Source organism: Oleiagrimonas citrea (assembly GCF_012395255.1).
GTDB lineage: Bacteria > Pseudomonadota > Gammaproteobacteria > Xanthomonadales > Rhodanobacteraceae > Oleiagrimonas > Oleiagrimonas citrea.
Genome location: NZ_JAAZQD010000001.1, coordinates 113,168 through 139,695, shown reverse-complemented (window position 1 = coordinate 139,695; position 26,528 = coordinate 113,168). Strand labels below are relative to the sequence as shown.

The following is a 26,528-nucleotide window of genomic DNA, read 5'->3' as shown; positions in this document are numbered from 1 at the left end:
GGATCTAGTTTCGACGCATCATCAGGACGATGCGTCGAAGGAGCGGAGCCATGTCTGGTCGGGGTCGAGGCGGAAAGGGACCGCCCAAGAAAGTGGTCGATCTGGGCGTCGACAAACGGAATTCCCCGATCAACAAAAAGCGTTCTTCTCCGGTGTCGAAATCGTCGTTGCCGAAGCGCCAGAGCCGAAAATCGATCAGCCAGGAGGAGTACCGGGCGCTGCTTGATCTGGGAAACAAGCAGCCGACCATGAACATGGCCGGCGGAGTGGGCATCCCCGGCAAGCGCAAGCTTGCGGACGTGCAAAAGTACGCGGCGCTCGATTTCGCGAAGATTCCCGAGCAGACGGGGGCAATCCTGTCCATGTCGGAAGCCGTGCGCGGGCACGGGGACATCAAGTCGGTTCGCAAGCAGGTCAAGACGGTCAATCGCAAGGTCGAGTTCGCCCCGGGCCAGATGGGCGTGCATTCGCTGCACGTCGGCAACGACATCGCCGCCGTCTGGAACAGCCGGGTGAAGGACAAGAGCAAGATCTACGATTACCCCGATCTTGCCGTTCGTCTCGACAAGAGGCTGGCGAATGCCGGAAGCGGGGACAAGGTCTACTGGCGCTCGGATGCCTCGCTCGAGGAGCGGCGGTCGCACGTCGCCACCGGGATGCAGCACATGATTGCAGGTGACCGAGATGCGGCGGCGACGTCCTTCGGCCAGGCGGGCCTGACTTCACGCGGTCAGAAATGGGCCCACAAGATGAGCAACCTGATGCTCGCCGAGGCGGGGCGTGACTTCCACGGCGGTGGTGATGGCAGTCGTGTACATACGGCTCTCGGTCATGTGGTCGGCAGCAAGGATCATGCGGGGAAGAGTTTCAGCAAGGTCTTCGTGGACAAGGCCGACAAGTACGCGCCCTTCGCCAAACGCAATGGCGCCAAAACCTTCAAGGGATAATCGTGCCGCCGTTGCGCGAGGCTGACGCGGCGCGGCGTGATGATGTGTCGACCCATCGCGGGCAGGCATGCACTAGACTCTGCGGCCCGAGTTCTTGCGGAGTTCCGCCATGTGGTACGTCATCATGGGATTCGATCATCCCGAGTCGCTGGACAAGCGCAAAGCCGCGCGTCCGGCACACCTGGCCCGTCTGCAGGCGCTGCAGTCCGAAGGCCGCATCCGTCTGGCCGGACCGTTCCCGGCCATCGATTCGACGGAGCCGGGACCTGCCGGGTTCCGCGGCAGCTTGATCGTGGCGGAATTCGAATCCCTGGACGCGGCTCGCGCCTGGGCCGATGCCGACCCGTATGTCGAGACCGGCGTCTATGCGCGCGTCGACGTGCAGCCGTTCATCCAGGTGATGCCATGAGCGCAGAGATGGTCGAGCAGATTCGCACGCGGGTCGCCGAGGCGCTGCGGCCCGTGTCGCTGGAAGTGCTCGATGAAGGTCATCTGCATGTCGGGCATGCCGGCGAGGGGCAGGGGCATTACCGGGTGCGCGTCACCAGCGAGGCCTTCGCGGGTCTGCTCCCCCTGAAGCGGCACCGTTTGGTCTACGATGCCGTGGGGGCGTTGATGGGCGACGGTATTCACGCGTTGGCCATCGAGGCCCACGCGCCGGGAGAGGCCCCGTAGGGCGTCCGCCCGCAAGAATGGCTCGGTAACGCCGGATCCGACGGGTGATTTAACCTGAGGAGTGTTGTGCAAGCCATTGATTTAAATGGCTGCTCAATTCGCAGATTGCGCCTGCATGACACCCTTGGCACAGTGGCGGCTTGACATGGCTCCACGAACCGATGAAGTCCGGCGTTGACGACCGGGCGAACTCCAGCGAATACGGACACGCATGCGCCTGACCACCATCAAATTGGCCGGATTCAAGTCCTTCGTCGATCCGACCACCCTGCATCTGCCCACCAACATGACCGGCGTTGTCGGTCCCAATGGCTGCGGCAAGTCCAACATCATCGATGCCATTCGCTGGGTGATGGGCGAAAGTGCGGCCAGCCGCCTGCGCGGCGATTCGCTGACCGATGTGATCTTCTCCGGTTCCAGCGCGCGCAAGCCGGTCGGGCAGGCGATGGTCGAACTGATCTTCGACAACAGCGACGGCACGGTGCAGGGCGAGTTCGCGCAGTACGCGGAAATCTCGGTCAAGCGCACCGTCAGCCGCGACGGCCAGTCGCAGTACTTCCTCAACGGCAGCCGCTGCCGTCGTCGCGACATCACGGACATCTTTCTCGGAACCGGCCTGGGGCCGCGCAGCTACTCGATCATCGAGCAGGGCATGATCAGCCAGATCATCGACTCGCATCCGGACGAGTTGCGTGGGCATCTGGAGGAGGCCGCGGGCATCTCCAAGTACAAGGAGCGGCGCAAGGAGACCGAGACCCGTATCCGTCATACGCGTGAGAACCTCGAACGCATTTCCGACGTGCGCGAGGAAGTCGAGAAACAGCTCGAGCACCTCAATCGCCAGGCGCGCGCGGCCGAACGCTGGAAGGGCTACAAGGAAGAGCAAAAACGCAAGCAGGCCGAGCTGCAGGCGCTGGAATACCGGGGCGTGCGCCGCAAGCACGAGAGTCAGGGCGAAGGACTGCGCAAGTCCGAGCTGGAGATCGAGAAGTTCGTCGCCGAGCAGAGTGAACTGCAGGCGCGCATCGAGTCCACGCGCGAGCACCATCACGCCGCCAACGAGCACATGAACGAGGTGCAGGGCGAGGTCTACCGCATCGGCGCGGAGATCGCCCGTGTCGAGCAGCAGGTTCGGCACAACCAGGAGACCGCCGAGCGTCTCGAGCGCGCCAAGGCCGACGCCGAGCGCGAGCATGGCGAACTGGTCAGCCATCTGGATGCCGATCGCGAACAGCTGGCCACGTTGAACACCGCGCTGGAAGAGGGCACGCCCAAGCTGGAGACGTTGCGCGAGGCCAAGCAGGCCACCGCCGAAGCCCAGCGCGACGCCGAGGCGAAGTTGTCCGACTGGCAGGAGCGCTGGGACAAGCACACGGGCACGGCTTCCGAGGCGTCGCGTGCCGCGGAGGTCGAGCGTACCCGCCTGGATTATTTGGACCGGCAGGCATTGGATCTGTCGCGCCGCCGTGAAGCGCTGCAGACCGAACAACGCGCCAGCGACGTCGAGGCGTTGGCCGCCGCGGCCGAGACGCTGGCCAGCGATCATGAGCGGCAGGGCGTTCAGGTCGAATCGCTCAGTGCCGCACTGGAAGAACGCAAGCAGGCCCACGAAGGCGTGATCGAGCGTGAACGCGAGACGCAGGCCGAGCTCAATCAGACCCGCCACGCGTTGCAGACTGCCTCCGGGCGTCTGTCCTCACTCGAGGCGCTGCAGCATGCGGCGCTCGGCCAGGACGAGGGCGCAGCGAGTGAATGGCTTTCGCGGCTCGGCCTGGACAAGGCGCGTCGTCTTGGTGAAGCGCTGAAGGTCGAGCCCGGTTGGGAGACCGCCGTCGAAACGGTGCTTGCCGGTATGCTCGATGGCGTGCTGGTCGACGATCCGCACAAGCTGATCGACGAACTCGAGCAACTCGACGACGCCAGTATCACCGTGGTCGCACAGGAATCCGCTGCTTCGACGGCGGGAACGTTGGCCGGACATGTGCAGGGCCCGGCTGCGGCCATGGCTCTTCTGGCGCAAGTGCATACCGCCGACAGCGCCTCGGCCGCGCAGCAGCGGGTCGCGGATCTGTCGCCGCAGCAATCCGTCATCACCCGCGACGGTCTGTGGCTTTCGCCGCAGTGGGCGCGTGTGCGCCGCGCCGGTGACAATCAGGTGGGCGTGCTGGCACGTGAGCGCGAGATCCAGCAGCTGCGCGAACAGGTGCAGCAACTGGAAACGCGCGTGGAGATGTTGACGGAACAACTCGAGACGCTGCGCAGCGAGAAGGCTGAAGCCGAGCGTGTGCGTGACGATGCCCAGCGTGAGCTGTACACCGCGCACCGGCGTCTTTCGGAACTGGCCGGGCAATTGCAGAGTCATCGCGGCAAGGTCGAAACGGCGCGTGCGCGTGCCGAGAAGATCGAGGGCGAGCTCAAGGAACTGAACGAACACCACGCGGCGTTGCAGGAGCAGACCCGCGAGGCGCGTTCGCGTCTGGATCAGACCGTTTCCGGCATGGGCGACCTGGAAGACCGTCGCCGCGAACTGGACAACGAGCGTCGCACTCTGCTCGAAGCGCGCGAGGAAGCGCGCATGAACGCACGCGACGCCTCCGATCAGGCGCATGAGCTGGCGCTCAGTCTGGAATCGCGCCGTTCCGCGCAGCAGTCGCTGAAGCAGTCCGTGTCACGCATGGAGGCCCAGCTGCAGCAATTGCAGGCGCGCCGTGAAGCTATCGAACAGCAGCTGGAAGAAGGCTCCAGTCCGATCGCCGAACTGGAGGCCGAACGTCAGGCGTGCCTGGATCAGCGGCTGCTGGTCGACAAGAAACTGGTCGAGGCGCGTCGCGCCGTCGAAGAGAGCGACGCCCAGGTGCGGCGTCTGGAGCAGGATCGCCAGCAACTCGAGCAGACGCTGCAGGCCAAACGCGAATCCCTGTCCGAGAAGCGCATGTCCGCGCAGGCGCTGGAACTTCGCGCGCGGCAGTTGGAAGAATCCATCGGCGAACTCGGCCTGGAACCGGAAGCGCTGCTGCAGGAGCTGGCCGAGGACGCCGACGCCTCGGTCTGGAAGAAGGATCTGGAGACCCTGGCGCAGCGCATCCAGCGACTGGAGCCGGTCAATCTCGCGGCGATTCAGGAATACGAAGAACAGGCTGAGCGAAAGAAATACCTGGATGCGCAGCTGGAGGATCTCGGCAGCGCGCTCGAGACGCTCGAGAACGCGATCAAGAAGATCGATCGCGAGACCCGTCAGCGTTTCAAGGAAACCTTCGACAAGGTCAACGCCGGCATGCAGGAACTGTTCCCGCGTTTGTTCGGCGGCGGTCACGGCTACCTCGAGCTGACCGGCGATGATTTGCTCAATACCGGCGTGACCATCATGGCGCGCCCGCCGGGCAAGCGCGTCAGCAACATCACGCTGCTGTCCGGCGGCGAGAAGGCCATGACCGCGGTGTCATTGGTGTTCTCGATCTTCGCGCTCAATCCCGCGCCGTTCTGTCTGCTCGACGAGGTCGACGCGCCGCTGGACGAGGCCAACGTCGGACGTTTTTCCAACGTCGTCAAGGAAATGAGCGACCGCGTGCAGTTCCTGTTCGTGACCCACAACAAGTCGACCATGGAGGCCGCCGAGCAGATGTGCGGCGTGACCATGCGCGAACCGGGCGTGTCGCGTCTGGTGCAGGTCGACCTGGCCGAGGCCGCGCGTCTGGCGGGTGCGGCCTGAACCGTAGCCATTCGGAAGGTTGGCTTGCGCTGCGACAGGCGCAAGAATAGGCGGCATCGGTCGACGTGAACGGCGTCGGCGCGCACAAGACCGTTCGCGAAAGAACTCTGGAGTAGGGCATGCACTGGAACCCCGCCGTCGGCATTCCGTTGTTGATCATCGGCCTCATCGTGTTGGGCCTGATCTGGCTGTTTGGTCAGCCACGCAAGCCCGGACAGGGGCGCCGTCAACCGGTGCCGCCCTCCGGTTCTCGCGGTGAGCGTCGCGAACCGACATTCGGTGTCGATGCGCAAGAGGAAGACGGACTCGACGCGGACGATGCGATGCCCGACGAGGACTTGCGCACCACGCAGGTCGAACCGTTCCAGGCTTCGCTGCTGGAGACCCAGAAGAGCGAGCCGGAAGCCGACGTCGAGGAAATCGAGCTGCCTCCGATCGAGCCCGCGCAGCGCACCGCGCCCGCACCACCTGCTCCGGCGCACGATCCGCATCGTTCGACTCTGGGACAGCGGCCTGCCGATCTGCCGGTGGAGCGCATCGTTGCGGTCAATGTAGTGGCACCGGGCAACGCGGTGTTTCAGGGGGCCGATCTCGTGGTGGCCGCCGACAAGGCCGGGCTGGATTTCGGCCACAAGGGCATTTTCCATCGACTGCTCGAAGGCAAGCCAGAGCTGGGGCCGATCTTCAGCGTGGCCAACATGCTGCAGCCGGGCAGTTTCGATCTGAGCCGAGTTGTCGATCTGACGACTACCGGCCTGAGCTTCTTCATGACGCTTCCGGGCCCGGTCTCGGCGCTGGACGCCTGGGACGCAATGCTGCCGACGGCTCAGCGCATGGCCGAGCTGTTGGGCGGGCAGGTGCTCGACGACGAGCACAATGCGCTGGGACGACAGCGCATTGCGCACATCCGCGATGAATTACGGGCCTGGGATCGCAAACATCAGGGCGACGAGATCGGTTTCGGTCCCTGATCGGGATGCGTGTCCGGCGTGCAGTCCGGGGATGGCTCAGACCTTGGCGCCGAGTGCGCGCACCAACGTGATGTAGTTGCGCATGGCCTCGTCGTCGGTCATGCCGGCGAGTTGCTCCCACGCTTCTCGCTTGGCGCAGCCGACGAAGTCGAAGAAACCCGGCTGCGGGCCGTCTGCATCGCCTTCAGTGGCTTGCTTGTAGAGCGCGTAGAGGCGTAGCAGGGTGTCGTTGCCGGGTCGCTCCGGCAGACGGCGGGCCGCAGTCACGGCGCGTTCGAACAGGGACGGTAGGTCGGTCATGAATCAGGCACGTTTCCGCATTCCCCCTGAATGCCCTCGGCTTGTAGCATGCGTCCGAAAACGGGTCAACGCGGGCTAGAATGGTCCGGATTGCCCTGATTCGGAGTCGCCATGCCTTCCAAGCCCCTTGCCCCTGTGCTGACCATCGACGGCCCATCCGGTTCCGGAAAGGGGACGGTCAGTCGACTGGTGGCCGAACGTCTGGGGTGGCACATGCTGGATTCCGGCGCGTTGTACCGCGCGGTCGGGTACGCTGCCTCAATGGCGGATATCGACCTGACGGATGCCGATGCGGTCACGCGCTGCGCGCTGGCGGCAAAAATCCGCTTTCGGCCGAGCGAGGACGGCAGCGACACCCGGGTGGTCGTGAACGGGCATGACGCCACGGACGAGATCCGCACCGAGACCTGCGGCGCGGCCGCGTCCGCGGTCGCGGCCATTCCTGCCGTGCGAGAAGCCTTGCGGGACAAGCAATTGGCGTTTCGCAAGCGTCCGGGACTGGTCGCCGACGGTCGCGACATGGGCACCGTGATCTTTCCGGATGCGCCGTTCAAGGTCTTTTTGACGGCCAGTGCTGCCGAGCGTGCAAAAAGACGCTATAAGCAGTTGAAGGAAAAGGGTCTCAGCGTTACAATTTCTGGTCTGCAACGTGAGATCGAGGCACGGGATGAACGCGACGCCAGTCGCCCCGTGGCTCCACTCAAACCCGCCGAGGGCGCATTGCTCGTCGATTCGACCGGCATGCCCATCGACGCGGTGGTTGCAAAGGTCATTGCCCTGGTACAGCCGGACTGAAGGTCCGCGTCCCAGGGGAGAAGGGGGCAAAAGGGCGGTCGTGGACTTGGTTTGCAAGTTTCCCAGACCTGCTTCCGATGCCTCATTTACGGAGTCCGAGCCGCGGCACGGACTGACATCAACGGTGCCGATGCACCCACAACAGGCGGGCCGTTTTCTCCGCATCCAACGCAGCGCAAGTCCGGCTGCGAACAACCTACGGGACATGCGGGCCTCGGCCTTTACCATCCTACGGAAATCACATGACTGAAAGTTTCGCTGAACTGTTCGAACAGAGTGAACAGACCCTCGCCCGACTCAAGCCCGGCGCCATTGTGTCCGGCATCGTGGTCGAGGTCCGCCCCGACGTTGTCGTCATCAACGCCGGCCTGAAGAGCGAAGGCATCGTTCCGATCGAGCAGTTCAAGAACGAGAACGGCGACCTCGAAGTCGAGGTCGGCGACGAGGTCAAGGTTGCGCTGGAAGCCCTCGAAGACGGCTTCGGCGAGACCAAGCTCTCGCGTGAGAAGGCCAAGCGTTCCATGGTGTGGGACGACCTGGAAGAAACCTTCGACAAGGACGAGATCGTCACCGGCAAGATCTCCGGCAAGGTCAAGGGCGGCTTCACCGTCGACATTCGCGACGTTCGCGCCTTCCTGCCCGGTTCGCTGGTCGACGTGCGTCCCGTGCGCGATCCGAGCTACCTCGAGGGCAAGGACCTCGAGTTCAAGATCATCAAGCTGGACCGCCGCCGTAACAACCTCGTCGTCAGCCGCCGCGCGGTGGTCGAGAGCGAGTACTCCGAGGAGCGCGAGAAGCTGCTGGAGCGCCTGACCGAAGGCGCGATCGTGCACGGTGTGGTCAAGAACCTCACCGACTACGGCGCGTTCGTGGACCTGGGCGGCATCGACGGCCTGCTGCACATCACCGACATGGCCTGGAAGCGCGTGCGCCATCCGTCCGAAGTCGTCAACGTCGGCGACGAGCTGGACGTGCGCGTGCTGAAGTTCGACCGCGAGCGCAACCGCGTTTCGCTGGGTCTGAAGCAGCTGGGCGACGACCCGTGGGTCAACATCTCCCGCCGCTACCCGGTCGGCAGCCGCCTGTTCGGCAAGGTCTCCAACGTCACCGATTACGGCTGCTTCGTCGAGATCGAGCCGGGCGTCGAGGGTCTGGTCCACGTGTCCGAGATGGACTGGACCAACAAGAACGTCAATCCGGCCAAGGTCGTCCAGGTCAGCGACGAGATCGAGATCATGGTGCTGGACGTCGACGAGGAGCGTCGCCGCATCTCGCTGGGCATCAAGCAGACCCAGTCCAACCCGTGGGAAGCCTTCGCCGCCATGCACAACAAGGGCGACAAGGTCTCCGGTCAGATCAAGTCGATCACCGACTTCGGCATCTTCGTGGGTCTGGAAGGCGGCATCGACGGTCTGGTGCATCTGTCCGACATCTCGTGGCAGGGTGGTGAAGACCTGATCCGCGACTTCAAGAAGGGCGAGGAAGTCGAGGCGGTGGTGCTGGCGGTCGATCCCGAGCGCGAGCGCATCAGCCTGGGCATCAAGCAGATGGAGCAGGATCCGTTCGGCCAGTTCATGGCGGCGAATCCGCGCGGCACGATCGTCAAGGGCACGGTCAAGGAAGTCGACGCCAAGGGCGCCGTGGTCGACCTGGGCGATGGTGTCGAGGCCTACCTGCGTGCCAACGACATTGCCAAGGAGCGCATCGAGGACGCCACCGATCATCTCAAGGTCGGTGACGAAGTCGAAGCCCGCTTCACCGGCATGGATCGTCGTGGTCGCATGCTGCAGATCTCGATCCGCGCCAAGGACGAGGCCGAGCTGAAGGAAACGCTGGCCGAGTACCAGGGTACTGCCGGCGGCACCACCAAGCTGGGTGCGTTGCTGCAGGAGCAGATGAACAAGCCCGACTCCGAGTAAGGAAGGGACGAGTGCGGGGCGGTTTGTGCCGCCCCGCACGGTCTTGTTGTGAAAGATGGGGTATTCCTGCTCGCGTGGCGCATCCGCATGCGTCATGCACAGGGGGAGCAGATTGCAAACAAGGCACGGCTTGACAGGGGAGCTGTACGGTCTGTGCACCAGGGAAACTGCGGGTACCATGACCAAATCCGAACTGATTGAAGCGCTGGCGCGCGGACAGACGCATCTGGCCTACAGCGATGTCGAGATGGCCGTGAAGGGTCTGCTCGAGCAGATGAGTCGCGCACTGTCCGAAGGCGACCGAATCGAGGTGCGTGGCTTCGGCAGCTTCTCGCTGCACTATCGGCCGCCGCGCATGGGTCGCAACCCGAAGACCGGCGAGGCCGTGGCCCTTCCGGGCAAGCACGTGCCGCATTTCAAGCCGGGCAAAGAACTGCGCGAACGCGTCAACAACGGCGGCGACGACTGATCGTCGCAGCACGCACGGCGTGTCTGTGCGTCGAAGGGGCAATCGGGTAGTCTTTGCGCATGCGCATCCTGATTCTCATTCTGCTGCTCGTCTGTATTGCCGCCGGCGTCGTGTTCGGCGCACTGAATGCCGACCTGGTCGGCTATGACTTCGGTTTCGCGCAAGCGGAACTTCCCAAGGGCGGCGCATTGCTCGCGGCGCTCGTGCTGGGCTGGCTGCTGGGCGGATTCACTGCCTGGTGGGGCGTCAGCGCGAGGCATCTGCGCGACCGGCGTCGAACCCGCAAGGCTCGCAAGGACGTGGCCGACGCATGAATCCGATCTATCTGTTGAGCGCACTACTGCCGCTGGCCTTTCTGAGCGGCTGGTGGATTGCGCGGCGTGCCGGTGCGCGTCATTCCGGCGCACGCGTGAACGCACTGTCCTCGGATTACTTCCGGGGCCTGAATTATCTGCTCAACGAGGAGCAGGACAAGGCCATCGAGGTCTTCCTGCGTCTGGCCGAATACAATCGCGACACCGTCGAGACGCATCTGGCGCTGGGCAATCTGTTCCGTCGCCGAGGCGAGGTCGATCGCGCCATTCGCATCCATCAGCATCTGGTCTCGCGCCCCAATCTCAGCGACGACATGAAGACGGTCGCGCTGCTCGAATTGGGCGAAGACTACATGCGTGCCGGTCTGCTCGATCGCGCCGAGACGCTGTTCGCCGATCTGGCCGCGATGAACGCGCATGCCCCCTCGGCCCTGCGTCATTTGATCGCCATCTACCAGCACGAACGCGACTGGCATCAGGCGATCGAGCACGCCCGCCGCCTGGAGAAGATGACAGGTCAGTCGCAATCGCACGACATCGCCCAGTTCTATTGCGAACTGGCCGAACAGGCGCGTCATCACGGCGCCGTGGAAGATGCCGCCAATTATTTGAAGCAGGCGTTCGAGCACGAGGCGGGATGCGTGCGTGCGCACATGATCGATGGCGCCATGCATGCGCATGCTGGCGACGACGAGGCGGCTATTGAGAGCTATGAATGTGCCGCACGCTCCAATCTGGCCTTCGTTCCCGAGATCCTCCCGCCTCTGCTGCAAAGCTATGCCCGAGCCGGGCACATGACGCGTGCCGAAAATTTTCTGCAGGATGTCATCGAGCAGTATCACGGCATCTCGCCCGTGCTCGCGTTGACGCAGATCTACCGCGAACGCGATGGCGAGCGCGCCGCTGTCGAGTTCCTCACTGCGCAACTGCGCATGCGGCCTTCGGTGCGCGGCCTTATGGCGCTCATCGACGCGACCATGGACAAGGTATCCGGCGAGGCGCATGCCAACTTCCTCATCCTGCGCGACCTGACGCGCAAGCTGTTGGCCGGGCAGGCGATGTATCGCTGCAGCCAGTGCGGGTTCGGTGCCAAGGCGCACCACTGGCAGTGTCCGAGTTGCAAGAACTGGTCGACGGTGCTGCCGATTCTCGGCGTGGCCAACGAGTGAGTCGCCCATGAACCTGCATCTGCTCGTCCTGGCGACCGTGTCCGTTCTGGTGTCCATGCTCGTCGCCGTGCTGGTCACCGGATTCATGGTCGATTACGCACGCCGGCGCGGCATGCTCGATCACCCGGGACAGCGCCGTTCACATACGCTGCCGACGCCGCGTGGCGGGGGGTTGGGACTGATTCTCGGCGCTTTGCTCGGGATGGCGCCGGTGCTTTGGTTCACCTTGCCCTCCATGCTTGGCGCGGCTTTTCTGTTGGCTGCGCTGCTGGTCGCTTGCGTCGGCTGGCTGGACGATCACCGAAACCTTCCGGCTTTGCCGCGACTGGTTGTGCATCTGCTGGCGGCTGCCTTGTTCTGCGCATGTCTGGTCGTGTCGGCCGGGTGGTCGTTCTGGTGGTTGCCCCCGATGGTGCTGGTTGCCGCATGGAGCGTGAATCTGCACAACTTCATGGACGGCAGCGACGGCATGCTCGGCATGCAACTGGTGTTCGTCGGGTGGTTCTCGGCGGTGTTGTGCGCATGGCAGGGGCTGCCGCATCTGGCCATGCTGAATCTCGCGCTCTCCGCCGCGGCAACGGGGTTCCTGGTCTATAACCTGCCGCCGGCACGCATTTTCATGGGCGACGTGGGCAGCGGCGGCGCCGGCTTGTTGGTGTTCATGCTGGCCGCGTTATGGTGCCGGGAAGATATTGCGGCGTTGTGGACGGTTCTCATCTTGCATGCGGTCTTCATGGTCGATGCGGGCATGACGCTGGTCGGTCGCATACTGCGAGGCCGTCGTTGGTACACTGCACACCGCGAGCATCTGTACCAATGGTTGGTACGCAGCGGCTTTTCCCACGGACGAACCGGATGGCTCTATCTGATCTACAACCTGGCGGTTGTCGCTCCCTTGGCGTGGCTGTCCGCGCGCGATCCGCGATTTGCATTCTGGATCTGCGTGATCGCGTATGCGGTGACCATGCTGATCTGGTGGCTGGTGCGTCGACATTGTCTGCAGCGCGTGTCGAGGAGGGGCGGGCATGCGCACGCGTAGATTGATCGGCGTGATCCATCCGAGACTGGCTGTCGTGCTGCACGACCTGGCCATGGTCGCGCTGGCCTGGTGGCTCGCCAAGGCATTGCGTTATGTTCTGGTGCACACCACGGGGCAGGCGGACTTCCTGCCTCTCGAATTCCCCATCGTGCTGGCCGTGCAGGGCGCCGTGTTCGCCTGGACCGGTCTATACAAGGGACTCTGGCGCTTTGCGAGTCTGCCCGATCTCTGGAACATCGCCCGCGCGGCCGTCGTGGGCACGCTCGGCATCGGACTGACACTGTTTCTCTACAGTCGTCTGGCCGGTGTGCCGCGGTCGGTGTTGTTCCTTTACCCGGTCACGCTCTCGGTTCTGCTGGGGGGGCCGCGTCTGGCCTACCGTTTCTGGAAGGACAGCCGCCTGGATCTCTTCGCCAGCCAGAAGAGCCGTCGAGTCCTGGTGATCGGCGCCGGTCGCGCCGGCGAGACACTGGCGCGTGACCTTCGTCGCGACAGCCGCTATCGGCTGGTCGGCTTCGTCGACGACGACGCCGCGCTGCGCGGTGCGCGTGTGCACGGCATCCCCGTACTGGGTCGACTGGATCAGCTTCCGGCGCTGGCCGGCGAAGTGGCCGCGGAGATGCTGCTCATCGCGCAGCCCGGAGCAAGTACGGCGCAGATGCGCCGGGTGGTCGAGTTGTGTCAGGCGACCGGTGTGCCGTTCCGCACGGTTCCACGTCTGGACGATGTCGTGGCGGGGCGCGCGCAGTTCAACCAGATCAAGGATGTCGCCATCGAGGATCTGCTTGGTCGCGACAGCGTGCAGCTGGACTGGACTGCGATCCGCACCAGTATCAGTGGGCACACGGTACTGGTGACGGGCGGCGGCGGTTCGATCGGTTCGGAACTGTGTCGCCAGGTCGCTCGGCTCGGAGCCAGCGAACTGGTCATCGTGGAAAGCTGCGAATACAACCTCTATCGAATCGAGCGTGAACTCGGTGCGCAGTATCCGGAGCTGGTGCTGCATGCGCTGCTGGTCGACGCCGGCGATCAGCCGGCCGTCGATGCCCTGTTCGACAAGTATCGTCCGAAGATCGTGTTCCATGCCGCTGCCTACAAGCACGTGCCTATGCTGCAAAGGCAGATGCGCGAGGCTGTGCGCAACAACGTCCTGACCACACGAGTGGTTGCCCGCGCGGCGGATCGTTGCGGTGTCGATCATTTCGTCCTGATCTCCACTGACAAGGCGGTCAATCCGACCAGTGTCATGGGCGCCTGCAAGCGTGTGGCCGAGATTTTCTGCCAGAACTTCTCGCGGCAGTCGCGGCGCACGCATTTCGTCACGGTACGTTTCGGCAACGTACTGGATTCCGCCGGATCGGTCGTACCGCTGTTCCGCGAGCAGATCCGCAAGGGCGGACCGGTCACGGTGACGCATCCGGAGATCTCGCGTTACTTCATGACCATTCCCGAAGCTTGCCAGCTGATTCTGCAGGCCTCGGCGCTGGGGCAGGGGGGCGAGATCTTCGCGCTGGACATGGGCGAACCGATCCGCATTCGCGATCTGGCCGAGCAGATGATCCGGTTGGCGGGCAAGGAACCCGGAGAGGATGTGCCGATCGTGTTCACCGGCCTGCGCCCCGGTGAAAAGCTGTTCGAGGAGTTGTTCCACGCGCGCGAGGAATATTGCGCGACCACGCATGCGAAGATCTTCCTGGCTCGCTCGCGCGAGATGGCCTGGGAGCTTCTCTGTGCGCAGCTGGACCAACTCGAGAAGTCCGTGCGCGACTGCGACGAGGACACCATGCAGGATCTCATCTCGCATCTGCTTCCGGAGTTCCGCTGGAATGAAACACCGGCATCCGACAACGTCGTGCCGTTGCACCCTGCAGAAAATGAAGGAGCCGCATGAGCAAGCGTTTGCGCAAAGTCGTCTTTCCCGTGGCCGGTCTAGGCACCCGTTTCCTTCCCGCGACCAAGGTCGTGGCCAAGGAAATGCTGCCGGTACTGGACCGTCCGCTGATCCAGTACGCCGTGGACGAAGCCGTCGATGCCGGTGCCGATACGCTGATCTTCGTCACCAATCGCTACAAGCACGCCATCGCCGACTACTTCGACAAGGCCTACGAGCTGGAGGCCAAGCTCGAGGAAAAGGGCAAGGATGCGCTTTTGGCACTGGTGCGCAGCACGCTTCCCTCGCATGTCCGCGCGATCTTCGTCACGCAGCCGGAGGCCCTGGGGCTGGGGCATGCCGTACTCTGCGCCAAGCCGGTAGTGGGCGACGAGCCGTTCGGCGTGATGCTGCCCGACGATTTGATTCTGCATGACGGCGTGGGCGCGCTGGGCCAGATGGCCGAGGCCGCGCTGACGCATGACGCTGGCGTGATCGCGGTCGAGGAAGTGCCGAACGACCAGACCCACAAGTACGGCATCGTCGCGACCGGTGACGAGGTCGATGAACGTGCGGCCAAGATTCGCCACATGGTCGAGAAACCGAATCCCGAGGATGCACCGAGCAATCTCGGCGTGGTCGGACGCTATGTCCTGCCGAGTCGTATTTTCGATTTGCTCGAGCAGACACGTCCCGGCAGCGGCGGCGAGATCCAGCTGACCGATGCGATCGAGGGCCTGCTGCATCAGCAGAGCGTGCTGGCCTACCGTTTCCAGGGACAACGTTTCGATTGTGGCAACAAGCGCGGCCTGGTGCGCGCGACGCTGCATCTTGCGCTGCGCGATCCGGAGCTGGCGTCGGCCGTGCACGAAGTGCTCGCCGATCACTGAGCGCGTTCGTCACCGCGCATCTTTCCCGTGAACCGCTATGCCGCGGAGCGGATCAGGCCAGAGGTGTCCGCATGAACGAAGACGCCACGCTTTCGTATTATCAAGCCACGGCGGCAGACGTTCCCGTGTACGAACCGCTGCAGGGGTGCCGCGATGCCAGTGTGATCGTGGTCGGCGGCGGATTTGCCGGCCTCAATACGGCGCTCGGTCTGGCCGAGCGAGGCGTCCGCGATGTCTGTCTGCTGGAAAGCGAGCGGATCGGTTTCGGCGCCTCCGGGCGCAATGGCGGATTCGTGTTCGCCGGCTACTCCCTTGGCGAGCAGGCCCTGCTGAATCAGCTCGGTGCACAAGCCGCAAAGGCACTTTTTCTGCGCACGGTCGAGGCCGTTCGAAGGATCCGAGGACGGATAGCCGAATACGACATCGATTGCGACACGGTCGATGCCGGCGTGCTCTGGGCCAACTGGTTCAGCGATCCACGGCGACTGCTGGACCGGCAGCGGCTGCTGGCTCGCCATTTCGATACCGAGTGGACATGGGTGCCTCAGGCCGTGTTGCGTGAGCAGTTGCGCACGCGCCGCTATACCGACGCATTGTTCGAGCGCAATGCATTGCATCTGCACCCGTTGAAATACGCGCGGGGACTCGCGCGCGCCGCGGTAAAACAGGGCGTGACCATCCACGAACACAGTCGGGCAGTTTCGCTGACGCGCGAGGGCGAGGCCTGGGTCGTGCGCACCGACGAAGGTGAGCTCCGTGCGCCCCAGGTCGTGCTGGCCTGCGGCGGCTATCTGTCCGGTCTGCAACCGCAAGTGGATCGTGCCGTGCTGCCTATCGCCACCTACGTGATGGTGACCGAACCGCTCGGCGCGGCACTGCACGACACCATCGCCACGGAAAGCGCTGTATACGACACGCGTTTCGCCTTCGACTACTACCGCAAGCTGAGGGACGATCGGCTGCTCTGGGGCGGTCGCATCTCCATTCGCAACCGCTCTCCGGAAGACGTCAAGAGACTTCTCCGTCGCGATCTGGCCCGTGTCTATCCGCAGCTCGCCCATGCACGCATCGACTACGCCTGGTCCGGCTTGATGAGTTATGCGCGGCACGAGATGCCGCAGGTCGGCGGTGACGGAGAGGGATTGTGGTGGGCGCAGGCTTTCGGCGGCCATGGCCTTGCCCCGACGTGCGTGGCCGGCGAATTGCTGGCCGCGGCCATTGCCGGGGATGACCGGGACTGGGAGACTTTTCACCGTTATGGCCTGGTGTCGGCCTGGCGCCCGCTGGGCTATCTTGCTGCGCAGGCCAGCTACTTGTGGCTGCAGCTGCGCGATGCGTGGAAGGATGCACGGGAACGACGATGAGCACGATGCAGGTCGAGACGATCGAATGGTCGGATTTCCAGCGTGTGCTGCTGGTCGCAGGCACGGTCACGCGCGTGGAGGCGTTTCCCGAGGCACGCAAGCCGGCATACCGTCTGTGGGTGGATTTTGGACCGTATGGCGAGAAGAAGACCAGCGCCCAGGTCACGGCACTGTACGCACCCGAAGATCTGGTCGGGCGGCAGATCGTCGGGGTTATCAATTTCCCCGAAAAGCAGATCGGTCCGGTCCGCTCGCAGTTCCTGCTCACCGGCTTCGAGACCGAGGCTGGCGTCGTGATCACCACGCTGGAACGTCCGGTACCCAACGGTACGCGGATGTCCTGAACCGCATTATCGATCGCGCTTGAGGCGGTCCAGCCAGACTTCCAGTCCCTGGGCGTTGAGCTCGATGTCGACGTCGAGCAGTTCCAGCAGCAGGTCGCGGCCGCCGGTCCAGCCATGCCGCGCTGCGCGGCGTGCGTACAGTTCACCGAAGGCATCGACCAGCGCCCGATGACGGTCCGGATGTTCGTCGCAAGCCAGCGCGATGACGACCATGGCATCGATCTGTTCGTGCAGGTCGCGTGCCAGCCTTTCGACGTCCTCGATGCGCCCGAAATGAGTCGGATACATCGCCTGCGGCTGCAGGGCGCGAAGGCGTTCGATCGATGCGTGCAGTGCATCCGGGTCGAACTGCACCGGCGAAGTGGTCGGCAGGATGAAAGGACCGGCCTCGGTATCCAGGTCGCGGTAGGAAAGGCCGAACGTATCGCCGGTGAAACAGCAGCGACTGTGCGGGTCCCAGACCGCGTTGTGGTGACGCGCATGACCGGGCGTATCCAGGCACATCAACGGACGGCCAGTGAATTCCACCACGTATCCGTCTTCGGCCTCGACCACGCGTTCGGCGGGCACCGGCCTCAGGCGCCCGTAGTCGCGCTCCATGACGGCCTCACCATAGACAGCGCTGGCACCGGCCCAGAGTTTGCTCGGGTCGATCATGTGCCGTGCGCCGCGAGGATGCACGACCAGCTTCGCATTCGGCAGCTTCGCCATCAGTTCACCCGCGCCGCCGGCGTGATCGAGATGCACGTGGGTGAGAATCAGCCAGTCGACCTGTTCCGGTTGCAGGCCGGCCCGGTCGAGCGCATCGAGCATGCGCGGCACGGAATGGTTGGTTCCGCAATCGATGAATGCGCCTCGGTCGTTTTCCACCAGCAGGTAGGCTGCATCGAATCGTGGACGATGAAAGCCCGTGTCGATGGTGTGAATGCCGTTTTCGGACTGCATGAGGTGCGGGTTCCGGTTCGTCGTTGGAGGCATACGGTAGCGCATGTGCGCGAATGCTTCAGCCTGCTAACGTGGCGCGAACCCTGCACGGCGCAGGGTCTGCGCATGTCTCGAAGGACGCTTTTCATGATTACGGTGCATCACCTGGAAACCTCGCGCTCGCTGCGCATTGTCTGGTTGCTGGAAGAGCTGGGTATCGAGTACACGCTGCGGCGATATGCGCGCAATGCGGCGGGTCTGGCGCCGGCTTCGCTGCGGGCGGTGCATCCGCTGGGCAAAGCACCGATTTTTTCCGATGGCGATCTCGTGCTGGCCGAGTCCGGTGCGATCATCGAATACGTGCTGGACACCTACGGGAACGGACGCCTGCAGCCCTCTCCGGGCACGGAGGAGCGGCGCGAGTACACGTACTGGATGCACTATGCGGAAGGTTCGCTGATGCCCTTTCTGGTCATGGGGCTGGTGTTCGATCGCATCGACCGTGCGCCGTGGCCGGTGCGTCCGCTGGCGCGGGCGATTTCCGGGCGTGTGCGCCGTGGCTATCTCCAACCCGGGTTGGAGCGCAATGCGGAATGGGTCGAGCGCTCCCTGGCCGAACGCGCCTGGTTCGCCGGCGAGGACTTCACGGCGGCGGATATCCAGATGAGCACACCCCTCGAAGCGCTTTCCGTGCGGGATGACGTGGGGGTACCGATCCCTTGCATCGAGCGATTCCTGCAGCAGATCCACGCGCGCCCGGCCTATCGGCGCGCCGTGCAGCGCATCGAGGCGGAGCCGAAGGTTTGAATCTGCGGTAGTGGTCGTGTTCATCGAGAAAGTTTCCAACTAGACGGTGATGCCGGTGAGACGGAAAAGGTTGGCATGACCTCTGCCAGTCGGCACCGGCATGTAGCCTGCCTAGACTGCGTGCACTTCCTTTTCGATTGTGTCCGGTATGCCTTCGAGTCGACATTCCGTTCTGCGCACGTGTACGCGTCATGCGCTGTTGTGTCTGTGTCTGGTGGCACTGCCCGCGATGGCGAAAGTGAAGATCGATGGCCGGATGGCGCCGGGCGAGTGGGCTGGCGCGCGTCATATCACGCAGTTCCGCGATGTGCAGCCGCTCACTGGCAAGCCCGGTTCGCTGCCCACCGAAGCCTGGGTGCTGTCCACGCCGAAAGGGCTGGCAGTGGCCTTTCGCGTCACGCAGCCGCCCGGTGTGACGCGTACGCATCAGCGCACGCGTCGCGACGAGGAGGCGCAGGTGGATCGTGTCAACGTGATGATCGACTTCGACGGGGACGGGCGCACCGGCTATGACTTCACGGTGGCGTTGTCGGGCAGCGTCATCGACGAAGTCATCACCAACGAATCCAGCTTCAACAAGGATTGGGACGGCGACTGGAAGCATGCGGTCAGCGAGGATGCACAAGGCTGGACCGTGGAGATGCTCATTCCCTGGTACATCGCTCCCATGCGTCGGGCCACGAACGGGCAGCGCACCATCGGGCTGTATCTCGATCGCGTGATCGGTTCCACCGGCGAGCGCATGGCCTGGCCGACCGCCAGCTTCACGCGCGCGCGGTTTTTGTCCGACTTCCACAAGGTGACGCTGCCGTCCTACAGGCAGTCGTTGCTGGCCGTTACGCCCTACGTTTCCGCTGTGCACGACCAGGTGCATGGCGGCAACCAGTTCAAGACCGGTGCTGATATCTTCTGGAAACCCAACGGTCAGACCCAGCTGACGGCGACGGTCAATCCGGATTTCGGGCAGGTCGAGAGCGACGATCTGGTGGTCAACTTCGGCGCCGAGGAGACTTTCTTCAGCGATAAGCGTCCCTTCTTCACCGAGAACCAGGGCCTCTTCGATTTCGGCCTGCTGATCGACAACAGCCAGCTGATCTACACGCGACGCGTCGGCGGTCCGGCCGACGACGGCAGCGGACCGGCCGATATCGCCGGTGCCCTGAAGCTCAACGGCAGCATCGGCGATACGCACTACGGTGTGCTGTCGGCACAGGAGAGCGGAGCGGCCGGCCGCACATTCGACGCCCTGCGTGTCAGTCATCACTTCCAGACCCAGACCGTGGGCGCGTTGCTCACACGCGTCGACCATCCATTTCTGGATCGCGATGCCACGGTGCTTGGCGTCGATCATGTCTGGCAGCCGAACGCGGCCTGGACCGTCACCAGCAACGTGGTGGGCGACACCATCCGCCAGCGTGGCGCGACGACCCACGGCAGCGGTGCGACCTCGGTGATCCAGTACGAGATGAATCCTCGTTGGACGCAGCAGTGGCTGGTCATGCATTTTGGGAAATCATTGGATATCAATGATTTTGGATACCTTCCAAGAAACAATCTCAACTACGTGCATTGGGAAGTGCGTCGTCGTTTCACCGACTTGCCCGCCTCGTCGGTCTACGCCTCGCACGAATGGCGCTGGCGCATCATCAACATGACCAACGACCAGGGGCTGACCCTGCAGCGGCAGTTCCGCATCATCAGCAACAACGAACGGCGCGATGGAGGCAGCGATTTCCTGCAGCTGAATCTGGATGCGCCCGGTCACGACGATCTGCTGACGCGCGGACACCATGTCTTGCGCACACGAGCCAACGCGAATCTCTATGCGGAAAGAAGCCTGCCCCGTCATGGTGCCTGGGCCTGGGATCTGTCCGCCAGCGTGAGCGGCAACGACCTGACTGGGCTGGGACGGATCGGCTACGAGGTCGAAGTTCTGCCGACGTATTTCTTCACCGACAGCCTCAGCATCACGCCGGGCGTGTCGTACACCTACCAGCCGAACTGGCTGATCTGGCAGCGCGACAACCTGGTCGGCAGCTTCGATGGCCGCACCCTGGAGCTGGACGCGGCGTTGAACTGGAATGTGAGCGAGCGCCAGGAATTGCGCGTGCGTCTGCAGGCGCTGGGTCTGGATGCGCGCATGCGGCAGGCCTACCAAGTCGGTGCTGACATGCGTGCGCATGCGACTACTCAGCCGGTCGAGGATTTCAGCCTGCGCAATCTTGGTTTCCAGATCCGCTACCGCTATCAGCTCGCGCCTCTGTCGAATCTGTACATCGTCTATGGCCGTGGCGGCTACGCGCTGGAACCGTTGCTGACTTCGACCGGGACCCAGTTTCGACAGAGCTTCAACCTGCGTGACAGCGAGCAGTTCCTGATCAAGCTGGCCTATCGATTCGAGCTCTGATCCGGACGACGGTTCGCGCACGCCTGCGTACAATGTCCGGTATGTCGATTGATGACGATCCGCGTCCGCAGGCGCCCGAAAAACCATTGCCGTCCGATTGCTGCGGAAGCGGTTGTGATCCGTGCATTCTCGATGCCTACGAGGATGAGCTGGAGCACTACCATCTGGCACTGGAAGCCTGGTTGCTTCGGCATCCTCCGATGTCCGGCGCGGGCACGACACCGCGGCCACGCCTGGTGCTGGACACCAACGTGCTGCTCGATCTCTACGTGTTCCGCGATCCGAACTGGCGGCCCCTGCTGGAGTTGCTGCAAAGTGGCGCATGCGATGCGGTGACCAGTCCGGCCTGCCGCGACGAATTCCTGCACGTGCTGCAATATCCGCTGTTCAAGTTGTCGCCCGCACAACGGGTACATGCCATCGAAGCATTCGATGCCTTGCATCGATGCCTGGAAGTGCCGGTGGACGAGGGAACGGAGGCGCTTCCGCGCTGCAGGGACCCGGACGACCAGAAGTTTCTGGAGCTGGCTCTGCAATCCAAAGCCGATGTCCTGCTGAGCAAGGACAAGGCGTTGCTGAAACTCGCGCGCCGTCTGCGACGGCTCGACCTGTTCGCCGTGCAATCGCCGAAGGTCTGGCTGGAAGAGAACGCGCCGGCCTGAAGCGGCCGGCGCGAGGGAAGGGCGCTCAGCGCGCCTCGAACAGGGCCTTGACGTCCTTGCGGAACGCTTTCTGGCTGTCCGGCCGGGTGTAGAACATGTGTCCGCCCGGGTATTCGCGTACTTGCACGCGCTTGGCGCTGCCCATCTTCGGCATCTGGTCGACGACCAGGATCGAGCCCATGAACGGGCAGGACAGGTCGTTCCAGCCATGCGCGATCAGCACGCGCAGCTTGCCGTCATTGGCGACGGCTTCGCGCAATTGCTTGACCGATCCGCTGTCGGCGTCGTCGTCCTTGTGCCACAGGCGGTTCACCTTGTAGCTGAGCGCGTAGTAGCGGCCATCGTACTTCCAGCCGACCGTGCGCGTGATGAAGTTGACCATAGCCTCGGTGGTTGGCGCGATGATCGCGTTCAGCATCGGGTCGTTGCTTTCCTGTTCCGGCGCATACGGGAACGGGTCCCAGCCGGTCAGGTTGGAATCGTAGACGCTGCCCAGCTTGCCCTGGCTACGATGCACTTCGCGCAGATAGGCGCCGGTGTCCAGGCGGCCGCCGGAACGCTTGACGAAGGTCGGGTCCAGGCCGGTCATCTGGGTCACGCGCTGGATCATGCGTTCACGAGCGGCCGGATCGGTGTGGCCGAGCATCAACGTATGCGCGTATTCGCCACGCGTGTAGGCGATGACTTTCTGCATCGCCTGCGGCGTCAGCTTGCCTTCGCGCTCGAGGTGCGCCGCAGTGATCGAGGGCAGGGTCAGCATCCACGGCAGCGGCGAGACTTCGCCGTTCTTGTAGCTGTTCGGATCGAGGTAGGGCGACACCAGCACCACGCCGTTCATCGCCACGCCGAGCTGCGTCTGCAGGTACTCGGTGATGCGCGGTCCACGGAAGCCGCCGTAGCTCTCGCCGACCAGGTACTTGCGCGAGGTCATGCGGCCGTTCTTGATCAGCCAGTCGTAGACGATGCGCGAAAGATAGTGGATGTCCGCATCGGTGCTGTAGAAATCCTTCACCGTCTGCTTCTGCGACTCCAGCGAGCGGCTGAAGCCGGTACCGACCGGGTCGATGAACACCAGGTCGGTGAAATCCAGCCAGGTGCCCGGATTGTCGTGCAGGGTCGGCGCATCGGAGGGATTGTCGCCTTCGTCGCCGAAGCGGATCTTCTTCGGGCCGATGGCGCCGAAATTCAGGTACACCGAAGAGGCGCCCGGACCGCCGTTGAAGGCGAACGTGACCGGTCGGTTCTTGCCGGGCACGACGTACGCCGTGTACATGACCTCGGCGATCTTCTTGCCCTTGTCGTTGCGAATCGGAAGGCTGCCGACCGTTACGGTGTACTTGACCGTCTTGCCGGCCACATGGGTGACCTGGGTGGTGTGGGCATCGGCCGGGAAAGGCGGCAATTGCATGTCGCCGTCTTTCTTCTTGGCGGCATCGGCTGCCAGGGACGGTGTCGACAGCAGGGCGAACAGCAATGCCGTCAGCAACGCAAAGGCGAAGCTACGTGTACGCATGGTGGGTTCTCTCGGTGGACCAACTGATTAAGGTACCCTAAGCCTGAACGATCGGCATATGTCGGAAGTCCTTCCGCATGGTTGCGGAAAAGACGCAGGAAGCAACGGGAACGCCACGTATTTCCTTGAAATCCATCGTCTTACCGGGATATTCATGACCATGACTGCTTCATCGCCCGTCCGGAAGATCTTCGTCGTCGGCTGCCCTCGATCGGGAACGACCGTGATTCAGGCGTTGCTGGCGGAACGCCCGGACGTACTCTCGTTCGGCGAGACCAACTACATGCTGCGCCTGCTCGGTCATTTCGATCGTTGGCTGCAGGACGACCGGAGTGCAGCGAAGAAGTGGCGACGTCGCCTGCGTCTTGCGCGGGGCAAGACGCATGGCGACATGCGCCGCTGTCTGGACAATGCCTTCAAGGCCTACGACGACGTGCCGGGTCTCCGCAGAAAACTCAGCGGCCGAGGCTACATTCGCGAATTCTGCCGCATTCTCGACGCGATGGCCTTGGAGCGTGGATGCTCATGCTGGGTGGAGAAGACGCCCGATCATCTGGCGTATCTGGACGTACTGGAGAAAGAAGTGCCCGAGGCGCATTTCCTGCACGTGCTGCGCAAGGGCGAGGACGTGATGGCTTCAGTTCTCGACGGACAGCTGCGCTATAGCCGACACAATGTGTTCGCCGGAAGTCTGCCGTACTGGGTGCGGCGCTGGAACCGCGCTTCGCAGGAGCATGTCCGGTTCGCCGGCCGGCCGCGACACACCGTTTTGCCCTATGAATGCCTGTTCACGTCGACGCAGCGCGTGCGTGAGTTTTTGCAGGCCTTGCCCGGACCTCCTGAGCAGAAGTCCTCTGATCCGAGAACAGGGTTGAAGCCGATCGCCGACTTGGACGACGAGCCGTGGAAGGACGGTTCCACGGATGGCGTGCTGCGTCCGCCGGAGAGGAAGTTCGAAAACATGTTCGGTCCGGGTGGGCGGGCGCATCTCGCGCGTGACCTGCACGACTACGAAGACATCATCGCCTCGATCGCCGAACGGCAGCCGGACCTGCCCTGGATCGCCGACGCCGCGGCAGGCATGCCCGCCGCGGCGTCCTGAGTTCTGACTGTCACTGGCTCTTTTCCAGCGCCGACATCAGCGGTTTGATCAGGTCCAGCGGTAGCGGGAAGGCGATGGTGGTGGACTTGCCGCTGCTGGCCATGTCGGCCAGGGTCTGCAGGTAGCGAAGCTGCAGCGCCTGCGGTTGCTGGGACAGCATGGTGGCGGCATCGCGCAGTTTTTCGGCGGCCTGCATTTCGCCCTCGGCGTGGATGACCTTGGCGCGGCGTTCACGCTCGGCCTCGGCCTGGCGAGCGATGGCGCGGACCATGGTTTCGTTGAGGTCGACGTCCTTGATCTCGACGTCGGTGATCTTGATGCCCCAGGGATCGGTGGCCTCGTCGAGAATCTTCTGCAGCGTCTTGTTGATCGACTCGCGCTCGGACAGGATTTCGTCGAGCTCATGCTGGCCGAGCACCGAACGCAGGCGCGTCTGCGCAAGCTGGCTGGTGGCCTGATAGAAGTCAGCCACCTGCAGCACGGCCTTGTCCGATTCGATGATGCGGTAGTAGACCACCGCGTTGACGCGCACCGAGACGTTGTCGCGCGAAATGACGTCCTGCGGCGGCACGTCCATTACGCCCACACGCAGATCGACGCGGGTCATGCTCTGGATGATCGGGATCAGGATCACCAGACCGGGGCCCTTGGTGCCGGTGTAGCGGCCCAGCGTCAGCACCACGCCGCGCTGGTATTCGGGCAGCACCTTGATCGCCGAGATCAGCAGCACCACCACGAAGAGAAGGATGATTCCACCTAGTCCGAACATGTGATTCTCCTTATGAGGATTGTCCTGGCCGGGTTGGCCTCGGTCGTGCCGTCAATCGGCCTCGACCCACAGTATCAGTCCGTCGCGGCGCCGTGCGCGAATACGGGCGCCGTCGGGAAGCTCGGTGCCGCTTTCGCTGCGCACGCGCCAGCGTTCGCCGTTGATGCGCGCCCAGGCTTCGCCGCCGGCGGGAAGCGGTTCGAGCAGCTCGCCCTGGTGATCGACCAGTTGCGCGTCGCCGCTGAACGAGCGTGCGCTCCGCGAGCGCAGCAGCAGCCACATCACGCCGCCCAGCGTGACAATGGCGCAGATGGCCAGACCGGCGATGACGCCGATGTTGACGCCGAAACCGGGTACGTCGTTGTGGAACAGCATGATCGACCCCACCGTGAACGCAATCACTCCGCCGACTCCCAACGCGCCGATGGTCGGCGTGATCACCTCGGCAATCACCAGGCCGACACCCAGGGCCATCAGCGCCAGTCCGGCATAGTTTACCGGTAGCAATTGCAGCGCATACAGGCCGATGAGCAGGCAGATGGCGCCGGCGATGCCCGGAAACAGCGCGCCGGGATGGAATGCTTCCAGCAGTAGTCCGTACAGACCGGCGATCAGCAGCAGATAGGCAATGGTCGGATTGGTGATGATGCCCAGAAAACGGGTGCGCCAGCCCGGTTCGTAGCTGCGCACAGACAGGCCGGCCAGATGCAGCACCACCTGCTTTTCGCCGAGTCGCACGCGACGGCCGTCGGCCTGCTGCAGTACCGAGGCGACATCGGGCGCGACGAAGTCGATCACGTTCTGCTTGGCGGCTTCGTCGGCGGTCAACGTGGCGGCGCCGCGCACGGCTTTTTCCGCCCAGGCGGCGTTGCGGCCGCGCAATTGCGCCAGCGAACGGATGTAGGCGATGGCATCGTTGAGCACCTTGTTGTTCTCGGCGTCCTCGCCGGCGGAGGCGGGCGGGGGGGAGCTACTGCCGGAAGAAGCCGGTTTCTTGCCGGGTTGCAGCGGTTTGGGCATGGGCGTCTTTCCGCCCAGCGAAACGGGAGTGGCCGCGCCCAGATGGGTGGCAGGCGCCATCGCGGCGAGATGACTGGCGTAGAGGATGTAGGTGCCGGCCGATGCGGCACGCGCGCCACCCGGTGCGACGTAGCCGATCACGGGAATGTCCGAAGCCAGCATGTCGGCGATGATCTTGCGCATGGAGGCCGACAGTCCGCCGGGCGTATCCAGACGCAGGATGATCGCCCGAGCACCGTCTCGGCGCGCTTCCGCAAAGCGGTCGTGGACGTATTCGGCCGCGGCCGGGCCAATCGGCCCATCCAGATCGATTTGCGCCACGAAGCCGGAGGGCGGCGTGTTCTCGGCATGTGCTGATCCCAGCATGCCGATCCCGGTCATGCACGCGGTCAGCACCAGGGCGATCAGACAGAGCGTGTACTTCATTCGGCGGGCCTCTCCGTGAAGCTCGTGACCATGGTAGACGCTTTTGCCATCGTTGCCACATTCCACATCGGATAGTGCATAAGGACCGTTAGAATGCACACCTCAATATCGGAACGTCAGAAC

General features: G+C 63.7%; 24 protein-coding genes. 19 read left to right on the top strand and 5 right to left on the bottom strand.

Annotation, left to right across the window (positions count from 1 at the left end):
• Nucleotides 1-50 precede the first annotated feature (50 nt).
• The 5 genes from HF690_RS00525 to zipA all read left to right on the top strand — a co-directional run bounded on the left by HF690_RS00525 (nt 51) and on the right by zipA (nt 6,302).
• Entirely contained in the window at nt 51-947 is an 897-nt protein-coding gene (locus HF690_RS00525) for a hypothetical protein (protein WP_168608088.1), read from the top strand.
• 109 nt (nt 948-1,056) lie between these two features.
• Entirely contained in the window at nt 1,057-1,356 is a 300-nt protein-coding gene (locus HF690_RS00520; RefSeq protein WP_168608087.1) for a YciI family protein, read from the top strand.
• A complete protein-coding gene (locus HF690_RS00515) occupies nt 1,353-1,622 on the top strand; it encodes a BolA family protein (protein WP_168184703.1) in 270 nt (89 codons plus the stop codon). The genes HF690_RS00520 and HF690_RS00515 overlap by 4 nt, the downstream gene beginning before the upstream one ends.
• Nucleotides 1,623-1,833: 211 nt before the next feature.
• Nucleotides 1,834-5,331, top strand: coding sequence for a chromosome segregation protein SMC (gene smc, locus HF690_RS00510; protein WP_168608086.1), 3,498 nt, complete (start codon nt 1,834-1,836; stop codon nt 5,329-5,331).
• A gap of 119 nt (nt 5,332-5,450) precedes the next feature.
• Complete coding sequence (gene zipA, locus HF690_RS00505; protein WP_113064974.1) at nt 5,451-6,302, top strand: cell division protein ZipA; 852 nt, start codon at nt 5,451-5,453, stop codon at nt 6,300-6,302.
• A gap of 36 nt (nt 6,303-6,338) precedes the next feature.
• Here zipA and HF690_RS00500 read toward each other — a convergent pair whose 3' ends face one another.
• A complete protein-coding gene (locus tag HF690_RS00500) occupies nt 6,339-6,602 on the bottom strand; it encodes an acyl-CoA-binding protein (protein WP_168608085.1) in 264 nt (87 codons plus the stop codon).
• Between the two features lie 111 nt (nt 6,603-6,713).
• Between HF690_RS00500 and cmk the strand changes: the two genes are divergently transcribed.
• The 10 genes from cmk to HF690_RS00450 all read left to right on the top strand — a co-directional run bounded on the left by cmk (nt 6,714) and on the right by HF690_RS00450 (nt 16,775).
• Nucleotides 6,714-7,397 carry a (d)CMP kinase gene (cmk, locus tag HF690_RS00495; protein ID WP_113064972.1) on the top strand — a complete coding sequence of 228 codons (684 nt, stop codon included), beginning with the start codon at nt 6,714-6,716 and terminating at the stop codon, nt 7,395-7,397.
• A gap of 242 nt (nt 7,398-7,639) precedes the next feature.
• A complete protein-coding gene (gene rpsA / locus HF690_RS00490; RefSeq protein WP_113064971.1) occupies nt 7,640-9,316 on the top strand; it encodes a 30S ribosomal protein S1 in 1,677 nt (558 codons plus the stop codon).
• Nucleotides 9,317-9,494: 178 nt separating this feature from the next.
• Nucleotides 9,495-9,785: an integration host factor subunit beta gene (locus tag HF690_RS00485; protein ID WP_113064970.1), complete on the top strand. Its 291-nt coding sequence runs from the start codon at nt 9,495-9,497 to the stop codon at nt 9,783-9,785.
• 59 nt (nt 9,786-9,844) lie between these two features.
• A complete protein-coding gene (locus HF690_RS00480; protein WP_113064969.1) occupies nt 9,845-10,099 on the top strand; it encodes a lipopolysaccharide assembly protein LapA domain-containing protein in 255 nt (84 codons plus the stop codon).
• On the top strand, nt 10,096-11,268 hold the full coding sequence (gene lapB, locus HF690_RS00475; protein WP_168608084.1) for a lipopolysaccharide assembly protein LapB: 1,173 nt from the start codon (nt 10,096-10,098) through the stop codon (nt 11,266-11,268). Before HF690_RS00480 ends, lapB begins: the two co-directional genes overlap by 4 nt.
• A gap of 7 nt (nt 11,269-11,275) precedes the next feature.
• Nucleotides 11,276-12,307 carry an MraY family glycosyltransferase gene (locus HF690_RS00470; protein WP_168608083.1) on the top strand — a complete coding sequence of 344 codons (1,032 nt, stop codon included), beginning with the start codon at nt 11,276-11,278 and terminating at the stop codon, nt 12,305-12,307.
• Nucleotides 12,294-14,198, top strand: coding sequence for a nucleoside-diphosphate sugar epimerase/dehydratase (locus HF690_RS00465; protein ID WP_168608082.1), 1,905 nt, complete (start codon nt 12,294-12,296; stop codon nt 14,196-14,198). The genes HF690_RS00470 and HF690_RS00465 overlap by 14 nt, the downstream gene beginning before the upstream one ends.
• A complete protein-coding gene (galU, locus tag HF690_RS00460; RefSeq protein WP_113064965.1) occupies nt 14,195-15,067 on the top strand; it encodes a UTP--glucose-1-phosphate uridylyltransferase GalU in 873 nt (290 codons plus the stop codon). The genes HF690_RS00465 and galU overlap by 4 nt, the downstream gene beginning before the upstream one ends.
• Nucleotides 15,068-15,138: 71 nt before the next feature.
• A complete protein-coding gene (locus HF690_RS00455) occupies nt 15,139-16,431 on the top strand; it encodes an NAD(P)/FAD-dependent oxidoreductase (RefSeq protein ID WP_168608081.1) in 1,293 nt (430 codons plus the stop codon).
• On the top strand, nt 16,428-16,775 hold the full coding sequence (locus HF690_RS00450) for a tRNA-binding protein (RefSeq protein ID WP_168608080.1): 348 nt from the start codon (nt 16,428-16,430) through the stop codon (nt 16,773-16,775). The genes HF690_RS00455 and HF690_RS00450 overlap by 4 nt, the downstream gene beginning before the upstream one ends.
• A 6-nt stretch (nt 16,776-16,781) precedes the next feature.
• Here HF690_RS00450 and HF690_RS00445 read toward each other — a convergent pair whose 3' ends face one another.
• Nucleotides 16,782-17,720, bottom strand: coding sequence for an MBL fold metallo-hydrolase (locus tag HF690_RS00445; protein ID WP_113064962.1), 939 nt, complete (start codon nt 17,718-17,720; stop codon nt 16,782-16,784).
• Between the two features lie 126 nt (nt 17,721-17,846).
• Here HF690_RS00445 and HF690_RS00440 point away from each other — a divergent pair, with 126 nt between their 5' ends.
• From HF690_RS00440 to HF690_RS00425, 3 genes are all read left to right on the top strand, one after another.
• The gene (locus HF690_RS00440; protein ID WP_168608079.1) at nt 17,847-18,506 is read left to right on the top strand and encodes a glutathione S-transferase family protein; all 660 of its coding nucleotides are present in this window, start codon (nt 17,847-17,849) and stop codon (nt 18,504-18,506) included.
• A gap of 229 nt (nt 18,507-18,735) precedes the next feature.
• Nucleotides 18,736-20,913, top strand: coding sequence for a DUF5916 domain-containing protein (locus tag HF690_RS00435; RefSeq protein ID WP_168608078.1), 2,178 nt, complete (start codon nt 18,736-18,738; stop codon nt 20,911-20,913).
• Between the two features lie 41 nt (nt 20,914-20,954).
• Nucleotides 20,955-21,575 carry a putative toxin-antitoxin system toxin component, PIN family gene (locus tag HF690_RS00425; protein WP_193568346.1) on the top strand — a complete coding sequence of 207 codons (621 nt, stop codon included), beginning with the start codon at nt 20,955-20,957 and terminating at the stop codon, nt 21,573-21,575.
• A 25-nt stretch (nt 21,576-21,600) separates the two neighbouring features.
• Here HF690_RS00425 and HF690_RS00420 read toward each other — a convergent pair whose 3' ends face one another.
• Nucleotides 21,601-23,088, bottom strand: coding sequence for a S10 family peptidase (locus tag HF690_RS00420; RefSeq protein ID WP_168608077.1), 1,488 nt, complete (start codon nt 23,086-23,088; stop codon nt 21,601-21,603).
• A 58-nt stretch (nt 23,089-23,146) separates the two neighbouring features.
• On the opposite strand from HF690_RS00420, the gene HF690_RS00415 reads away from it, so the two are divergent.
• The gene (locus HF690_RS00415) at nt 23,147-24,190 is read left to right on the top strand and encodes a sulfotransferase family protein (protein ID WP_338042860.1); all 1,044 of its coding nucleotides are present in this window, start codon (nt 23,147-23,149) and stop codon (nt 24,188-24,190) included.
• A gap of 10 nt (nt 24,191-24,200) precedes the next feature.
• Here the strand turns inward: HF690_RS00415 and HF690_RS00410 are convergent, their stop codons facing one another.
• Complete coding sequence (locus tag HF690_RS00410) at nt 24,201-24,959, bottom strand: slipin family protein (RefSeq protein WP_113064956.1); 759 nt, start codon at nt 24,957-24,959, stop codon at nt 24,201-24,203.
• A 51-nt stretch (nt 24,960-25,010) separates the two neighbouring features.
• Nucleotides 25,011-26,405: an NfeD family protein gene (locus tag HF690_RS00405; RefSeq protein ID WP_168608075.1), complete on the bottom strand. Its 1,395-nt coding sequence runs from the start codon at nt 26,403-26,405 to the stop codon at nt 25,011-25,013.
• Between the last annotated feature and the right edge of the window lie 123 nt (nt 26,406-26,528).

Excerpts from the sequence above, each read along its gene's own strand:
- HF690_RS00525 (WP_168608088.1), top strand. The coding sequence starts at position 51 with ATGTCTGGTCGGGGTCGAGGCGGAAAGGGACCGCCCAAGAAAGTGGTC.
- HF690_RS00520 (WP_168608087.1), top strand. The coding sequence starts at position 1,057 with ATGTGGTACGTCATCATGGGATTCGATCATCCCGAGTCGCTGGACAAG.
- HF690_RS00515 (WP_168184703.1), top strand. The coding sequence starts at position 1,353 with ATGAGCGCAGAGATGGTCGAGCAGATTCGCACGCGGGTCGCCGAGGCG.
- smc (WP_168608086.1), top strand. The coding sequence starts at position 1,834 with ATGCGCCTGACCACCATCAAATTGGCCGGATTCAAGTCCTTCGTCGAT.
- zipA (WP_113064974.1), top strand. The coding sequence starts at position 5,451 with ATGCACTGGAACCCCGCCGTCGGCATTCCGTTGTTGATCATCGGCCTC.
- HF690_RS00500 (WP_168608085.1), bottom strand. The coding sequence starts at position 6,602 with ATGACCGACCTACCGTCCCTGTTCGAACGCGCCGTGACTGCGGCCCGC.
- cmk (WP_113064972.1), top strand. The coding sequence starts at position 6,714 with ATGCCTTCCAAGCCCCTTGCCCCTGTGCTGACCATCGACGGCCCATCC.
- rpsA (WP_113064971.1), top strand. The coding sequence starts at position 7,640 with ATGACTGAAAGTTTCGCTGAACTGTTCGAACAGAGTGAACAGACCCTC.
- HF690_RS00485 (WP_113064970.1), top strand. The coding sequence starts at position 9,495 with ATGACCAAATCCGAACTGATTGAAGCGCTGGCGCGCGGACAGACGCAT.
- HF690_RS00480 (WP_113064969.1), top strand. The coding sequence starts at position 9,845 with ATGCGCATCCTGATTCTCATTCTGCTGCTCGTCTGTATTGCCGCCGGC.
- lapB (WP_168608084.1), top strand. The coding sequence starts at position 10,096 with ATGAATCCGATCTATCTGTTGAGCGCACTACTGCCGCTGGCCTTTCTG.
- HF690_RS00470 (WP_168608083.1), top strand. The coding sequence starts at position 11,276 with ATGAACCTGCATCTGCTCGTCCTGGCGACCGTGTCCGTTCTGGTGTCC.
- HF690_RS00465 (WP_168608082.1), top strand. The coding sequence starts at position 12,294 with ATGCGCACGCGTAGATTGATCGGCGTGATCCATCCGAGACTGGCTGTC.
- galU (WP_113064965.1), top strand. The coding sequence starts at position 14,195 with ATGAGCAAGCGTTTGCGCAAAGTCGTCTTTCCCGTGGCCGGTCTAGGC.
- HF690_RS00455 (WP_168608081.1), top strand. The coding sequence starts at position 15,139 with ATGAACGAAGACGCCACGCTTTCGTATTATCAAGCCACGGCGGCAGAC.
- HF690_RS00450 (WP_168608080.1), top strand. The coding sequence starts at position 16,428 with ATGAGCACGATGCAGGTCGAGACGATCGAATGGTCGGATTTCCAGCGT.
- HF690_RS00445 (WP_113064962.1), bottom strand. The coding sequence starts at position 17,720 with ATGCAGTCCGAAAACGGCATTCACACCATCGACACGGGCTTTCATCGT.
- HF690_RS00440 (WP_168608079.1), top strand. The coding sequence starts at position 17,847 with ATGATTACGGTGCATCACCTGGAAACCTCGCGCTCGCTGCGCATTGTC.
- HF690_RS00435 (WP_168608078.1), top strand. The coding sequence starts at position 18,736 with ATGGCGAAAGTGAAGATCGATGGCCGGATGGCGCCGGGCGAGTGGGCT.
- HF690_RS00425 (WP_193568346.1), top strand. The coding sequence starts at position 20,955 with ATGTCGATTGATGACGATCCGCGTCCGCAGGCGCCCGAAAAACCATTG.
- HF690_RS00420 (WP_168608077.1), bottom strand. The coding sequence starts at position 23,088 with ATGCGTACACGTAGCTTCGCCTTTGCGTTGCTGACGGCATTGCTGTTC.
- HF690_RS00415 (WP_338042860.1), top strand. The coding sequence starts at position 23,147 with ATGTCGGAAGTCCTTCCGCATGGTTGCGGAAAAGACGCAGGAAGCAAC.
- HF690_RS00410 (WP_113064956.1), bottom strand. The coding sequence starts at position 24,959 with ATGTTCGGACTAGGTGGAATCATCCTTCTCTTCGTGGTGGTGCTGCTG.
- HF690_RS00405 (WP_168608075.1), bottom strand. The coding sequence starts at position 26,405 with ATGAAGTACACGCTCTGTCTGATCGCCCTGGTGCTGACCGCGTGCATG.